At 70.0% G+C, this 5,214-nt stretch carries 5 protein-coding genes; 2 read left to right on the top strand and 3 right to left on the bottom strand.

Annotation, left to right across the window (positions count from 1 at the left end; translation table 11 throughout):
- Window positions 1-74 precede the first annotated feature (74 nt).
- The gene (locus AB0M11_RS41025; protein WP_365714036.1) at window positions 75-599 is read right to left on the bottom strand and encodes a DUF4245 domain-containing protein; all 525 of its coding nucleotides are present in this window, start codon (window positions 597-599) and stop codon (window positions 75-77) included.
- 126 nt (window positions 600-725) lie between these two features.
- Between AB0M11_RS41025 and glpX the strand changes: the two genes are divergently transcribed.
- Complete coding sequence (gene glpX / locus AB0M11_RS41020) at window positions 726-1,763, top strand: class II fructose-bisphosphatase (protein ID WP_093499329.1); 1,038 nt, start codon at window positions 726-728, stop codon at window positions 1,761-1,763.
- Window positions 1,764-1,948: 185 nt separating this feature from the next.
- On the opposite strand, the gene AB0M11_RS41015 is transcribed toward glpX, so the two are convergent.
- Window positions 1,949-2,332, bottom strand: a complete 384-nt coding sequence (locus AB0M11_RS41015; RefSeq protein WP_365714033.1) for a WhiB family transcriptional regulator — start codon at window positions 2,330-2,332, stop codon at window positions 1,949-1,951.
- 153 nt (window positions 2,333-2,485) lie between these two features.
- Window positions 2,486-3,187, bottom strand: coding sequence for a DUF1707 domain-containing protein (locus tag AB0M11_RS41010; protein WP_365714030.1), 702 nt, complete (start codon window positions 3,185-3,187; stop codon window positions 2,486-2,488).
- A 168-nt stretch (window positions 3,188-3,355) separates the two neighbouring features.
- On the opposite strand from AB0M11_RS41010, the gene AB0M11_RS41005 reads away from it, so the two are divergent.
- The gene (locus AB0M11_RS41005; protein ID WP_365714028.1) at window positions 3,356-5,026 is read left to right on the top strand and encodes a fumarate hydratase; all 1,671 of its coding nucleotides are present in this window, start codon (window positions 3,356-3,358) and stop codon (window positions 5,024-5,026) included.
- Window positions 5,027-5,214: the final 188 nt, after the last annotated feature.

The raw sequence follows: 5,214 nt of genomic DNA, 5'->3' as shown, positions 1-5,214 counted from the left end.
GGCCCCCGGCGTAGCAGCCGGGGGCCTCTCGCGCACGCGCGTCACGCCGGCTCGGGTGGTCCCGCCCGCGCGGGTCACGACATCTGCAGCGCCGCCGCCATCTTCGTCAGCTCGGCGAAGGACGCCGTACCGGCCACCACCGTGGTGGAGCCGGTGGTGCCGTCCAGCACCAGCGCGTCGTAGCGGCCGCCGGTGTAGTGCGTCCAGGTACGGTCGCCGATCTTCTCGGTGGTCTTCGTGGCGGACGCGCCCTGGCTGGCGTCGTCGATGAAGTCGGCGCGCTTCTGAGTGGACTGCTCGACCTGGACGTACTGACCGTCGGGGGTCTGGTAGCCGAGGTGCCAGCGGTCGCCTTCCTCCCCCTGGAAGCGGACCGAGGTCGCCTTCCAGGCGCTGGGCAGGCCCTGGGGCGCGGCCACCGGATAGCTCGCCGCGCGTCGAGCCGTCAGCAGCTCGACACGGTAGTCGACCCGCTGGATGTCGGGAGCGTGATCGTCATGCGGGACGAGCAGGTAGATGAAGCCCGCCGCGAGGCCGATCAGGGCCAGGGAGAGGATCATGTCCCGGACCGTCTTCTGCTTGCCGTTCGTGCCTGCCACGTCCCCTATCGTCGCAGGTGCCCCTCGTGCTCATCCGTGGGGTCCCCTGCTCATTTTGTCGGCCTGGCGATAGAGTCGACGGGAAACCCTCATCCGGCCGTCGTCGTATCAGAAAGGTGCGCTCCGATGACCGAGAATCATCATCATCTGCCGTCCGAACTCGATGTTCCCTCCGAGGCCCCCGACCGTAACCTCGCCCTGGAGCTCGTCCGGGTGACCGAGGCCGCCGCGATGGCCGCGGGACGCTGGGTGGGCCGCGGCGACAAGAACGGCGCCGACGGCGCCGCGGTGCGCGCCATGCGGACCCTCGTCTCCACCGTGTCGATGAACGGCGTGGTCGTCATCGGCGAGGGCGAGAAGGACGAGGCCCCGATGCTCTTCAACGGAGAGCGCATCGGGGACGGCACCGGGCCCGAGGTCGACATCGCCGTCGACCCGATCGACGGGACGACGCTGACGGCGAAGGGCATGCCCAACGCGATCGCGGTGCTGGCCGCGGCCGAGCGCGGGGCCATGTTCGACCCGTCCGCCGTCTTCTACATGGACAAGCTGGTCACGGGGCCCGAGGCGGCGGACTTCGTCGACATCGACGCGCCCGTCTCGGTGAACATCCGGCGGGTCGCCAAGGCGAAGCGGGCCACGCCGGAGGACGTGACCGTCGTCATCCTCGACCGGCCGCGGCACGAAGGGATCATCAAGGAGATCCGGGAGGCCGGCGCACGCATCAAGCTGATCTCCGACGGTGACGTCGCGGGGTCGATCTACGCGCTGCGCGAGGGCACGGGCGTCGACATGCTGCTCGGGATCGGCGGTACGCCCGAGGGCATCATCTCGGCGTGCGCGGTGAAGTGCCTCGGCGGGACCATCCAGGGCAAGCTGTGGCCCAAGGACGACGAGGAGCGGCAGCGGGCGATCGACGCCGGGCACGATCTGGACCGGGTGCTGACGACGGAGGATCTGGTGACCGGGGAGAACGTGTTCTTCGTCGCCACCGGGATCACGGACGGCGAGCTGCTGCGGGGCGTGCGGTACCGGTCGGAGACCGCGCTCACCGAGTCCATCGTGATGCGGTCCAAGTCGGGGACGGTGCGGCGGATCGACTCCGAGCACCGGCTGCGCAAGCTGCGCGCGTACAGCACGGTCGATTTCGACAGGCCGAAGTAACGCCTTCGGGGGCGCGGGCCGCGGGGCGTCGGCGGGTGCGGGTGCATGGGGGCCGGTCGCGCAGTTTCCCGCGCCCCTCGGGTTTCTCCCCGGCGCCTCTTTCGCCCGCGCCGCGGCGGCGGCCGGGCAGTCCCGTGCTGTGACGATCCGAAAGGCGCCCTCGGTGCGGTGAGGGCGCCTTTTCGTCAGCCTGCCTGGGGTATGCGGTTGGCCGCCGCCGCTCGCGCCGCCTTTTTCAGCTCCATGTCGCGGCGCCTGCGGCGGGCGAGGACCACGCGGCGTTCCGCTGCCGTGAGGCCGCCCCAGACGCCGTACGGCTCGGGCTGGAGCAGCGCGTGTTCGCGGCACTCGACCATGACCGGGCAGCGGGCACAGACCCGCTTGGCCGCCTCCTCCCGCGACAGCCGCGCGGCGGTGGGTTCCTTGGAAGGTGCGAAGAACAGGCCTGCCTCGTCGCGCCGGCACACCGCCTCGGTGTGCCAGGGTGCGTCTTGGTCCCTGTCCCGCACTGGCACCCGCTGGGCCGGAACGGCAGCTACCTGCAGGGACGAATGCGGCGGTTGCAGCACGGGTCTACTCCTGACGACGGCTTCGCGAGCGAGAGACGATGCAGCAAGGCCTACCCGCTGTGCGCGGGCCTATGCACAGCGTTCTCAACAGCCGTGCGCCGACGGCTTGTTCACGACCCCTGGTGCCGCTGGGCAGGAAGTGATTCGCGACCGTCAACGGTCGAGGTGTTTGCGCAGCTTCCGGTCGACCTTGTCCTGAACCCGGTCCAGGATGTCCTCGATCAGCTTCCCGCGCTTGGGGCGCGCCTCCACGTTGCCGAGGACGGCCCAGCCGTCGACGTAGACGACCGGCGCGTCGGAGTCGACCGAATCCAGCGTGTCCGCCTCGAAGTTGCCCAGCACGCCACCGCCGGTGCCGCGCAGCGACACGTTCTCCGGGACGCGGATCTGGACGTCGCCGAAGACCGAGATCGCCTTGATGACGACCTGCTGGTACTCGAAGATCGCCTCGGTGAGGTCGAGTTCGACGGAGCCGAAGACCGCGAAGGCGTGCAGCCGGCGACCGGCCCGCCAGCGGCCCCGGCGGCGGGCGCTGCTGAAGACGGCCACGACGTTGGTGTCCGCCTCGACCGGGATCGCGCCCGGGGTCGGCCGGGGCGGTACCGGTGTGTAGGCGGGGCCGGCCGGGCGGGCGTGGGCCGCGGGCAGGTCCCGTATGAAGACCTCCAGCTCGCCCACCGTCTTGGCGTTCAGCACCCCCTCCACGCGCTCGGCGTGCTCGTCGGCGGTCAGGCGCCCCTCGGCGAGGGCCTCCCGCAGCATGTCGGCGATGCGGTCGCGGTCGGCGTCCGAGGCGCGCAGCTCGGCCACCGGCGCTCCGGCGCGCTCCTGAGGGGTCTGCTTCTGAAGGTCCACGGCAGCAGCGTACCGAAACGCGATAGATCGCGACTAGGGGTAGAACCCGTTCGGGCGTGTCCGACTGAGCCTTACCTCACAGGTTCCGTGTCAGTGACAGGTTCTAGGCTGGACAGCGCCCGCCAGCGTCGGCGGGCGGTCGTCCGTCAGAGTGAGGAATGGGCTGAGATGCCTGAGTTCGCGTACACCGATCTGCTCCCCCAGGGCGAGGACACCACCCCGTACCGGCTGGTGACCTCGGAGGGCGTGTCCACCGTCGAGGGACCGGACGGGCGGACGTTCCTCAAGGTGGAGCCGGAGGCGCTGCGCAAGCTGGCCGAGGAGGCCATCCACGACATCCAGCACTACCTGCGGCCCGCCCACCTCGCCCAGCTGCGCCGGATCATCGACGACCCGGAGGCGTCGGCCAACGACAAGTTCGTCGCGCTCGACCTGCTGAAGAACGCGAACATCGCGGCGGCCGGCGTACTGCCGATGTGCCAGGACACCGGCACGGCGATCGTGATGGGCAAGCGCGGTCAGAACGTGCTGACCGAGGGCGGCGACGAGGCGGCGCTGAGCCGCGGCATCTACGACGCGTACCTGAACCTCAACCTGCGGTACTCGCAGATGGCTCCGCTCACCATGTGGGAGGAGAAGAACACCGGGTCGAACCTGCCGGCCCAGATCGAGCTGTACGCCACCGACGGCGGCGCCTACAAGTTCCTCTTCATGGCGAAGGGCGGCGGCTCGGCCAACAAGTCGTTCCTCTACCAGGAGACGAAGGCCGTCCTCAACGAGGCCTCCATGATGAAGTTCCTGGAGGAGAAGATCCGTTCGCTCGGTACGGCCGCCTGCCCGCCGTACCACCTGGCGATCGTCGTCGGCGGCACGAGCGCCGAGTACGCGCTGAAGACCGCGAAGTACGCCTCCGCGCACTACCTGGACGAGATCCCGGCCGAGGGCTCGGAGCTCGGGCACGGGTTCCGGGACAAGGACCTGGAGCAGAAGGTCTTCGAGCTGACGCAGAAGATCGGCATCGGCGCGCAGTTCGGCGGCAAGTACTTCTGCCACGACGTGCGGGTGGTGCGGCTGCCGCGGCACGGGGCGTCCTGCCCGGTCGCCATCGCCGTGTCCTGTTCCGCGGACCGGCAGGCGGTCGCGAAGATCACCGCCGAGGGCGTCTTCCTGGAGCAGCTGGAGACGGACCCGGCGCGGTTCCTGCCGGAGACGACCGACGAGCAGCTCGACGAGTCGTCGGACGTGGTGAAGATCGACCTGAACCAGCCGATGGACACGATCCTCGCCGAGCTGACCAAGTACCCGGTCAAGACCCGGCTCTCGCTCACCGGGCCGCTGGTCGTGGCCCGGGACATCGCGCACGCCAAGATCAAGGAGCGGCTCGACGCGGGCGAGGAGATGCCGCAGTACCTGAAGGACCACCCGGTGTACTACGCGGGTCCCGCGAAGACGCCCGAGGGCTACGCCTCCGGCTCCTTCGGCCCGACGACGGCCGGCCGGATGGACTCCTACGTGGAGCAGTTCCAGGCGGCGGGCGGGTCGAAGGTGATGCTCGCCAAGGGCAACCGCAGCAAGCAGGTCACCGACGCGTGTGAGGCGCACGGCGGCTTCTACCTGGGCTCCATCGGGGGCCCGGCCGCGCGGCTCGCGCAGGACTGCATCAAGAAGGTCGAGGTGGTCGAGTACGAGGAGCTCGGCATGGAGGCGGTCTGGAAGATCGAGGTCGAGGACTTCCCGGCGTTCATCGTCGTCGACGACAAGGGCAACGACTTCTTCCAGGACCCTGCCCCGGCTCCGACGTTCACCACGATTCCGGTTCGGGGTCCCGGGCTGGCGTAGGGCGTCCGGTGCGGCGGGGACGGGTGCCGTGGTTTCTCGCCCCCGCCGCCCCTACCCGTCCCGTCCTTCCAGGGGGTGGCCCCCCTTCGACCGCCCGGTTCGGGGGCTGCCGCCCCCGGACCCCCGCAATCGGCCTGCCGGCCTCGTCCTCAAACGCCGGACGGGCTGAAAGAAGTCCTCAGCACCGG

Source organism: Streptomyces sp. NPDC051987, assembly GCF_040680735.1.
GTDB lineage: Bacteria > Actinomycetota > Actinomycetes > Streptomycetales > Streptomycetaceae > Streptomyces.
This window is presented reverse-complemented; position numbering and strand designations above follow the sequence as displayed.

Bases quoted from the DNA above. Each gene is read 5' to 3' on its own strand.
- glpX (WP_093499329.1), top strand. From the start codon at position 726: ATGACCGAGAATCATCATCATCTGCCGTCCGAACTCGATGTTCCCTCC.
- AB0M11_RS41005 (WP_365714028.1), top strand. From the start codon at position 3,356: ATGCCTGAGTTCGCGTACACCGATCTGCTCCCCCAGGGCGAGGACACC.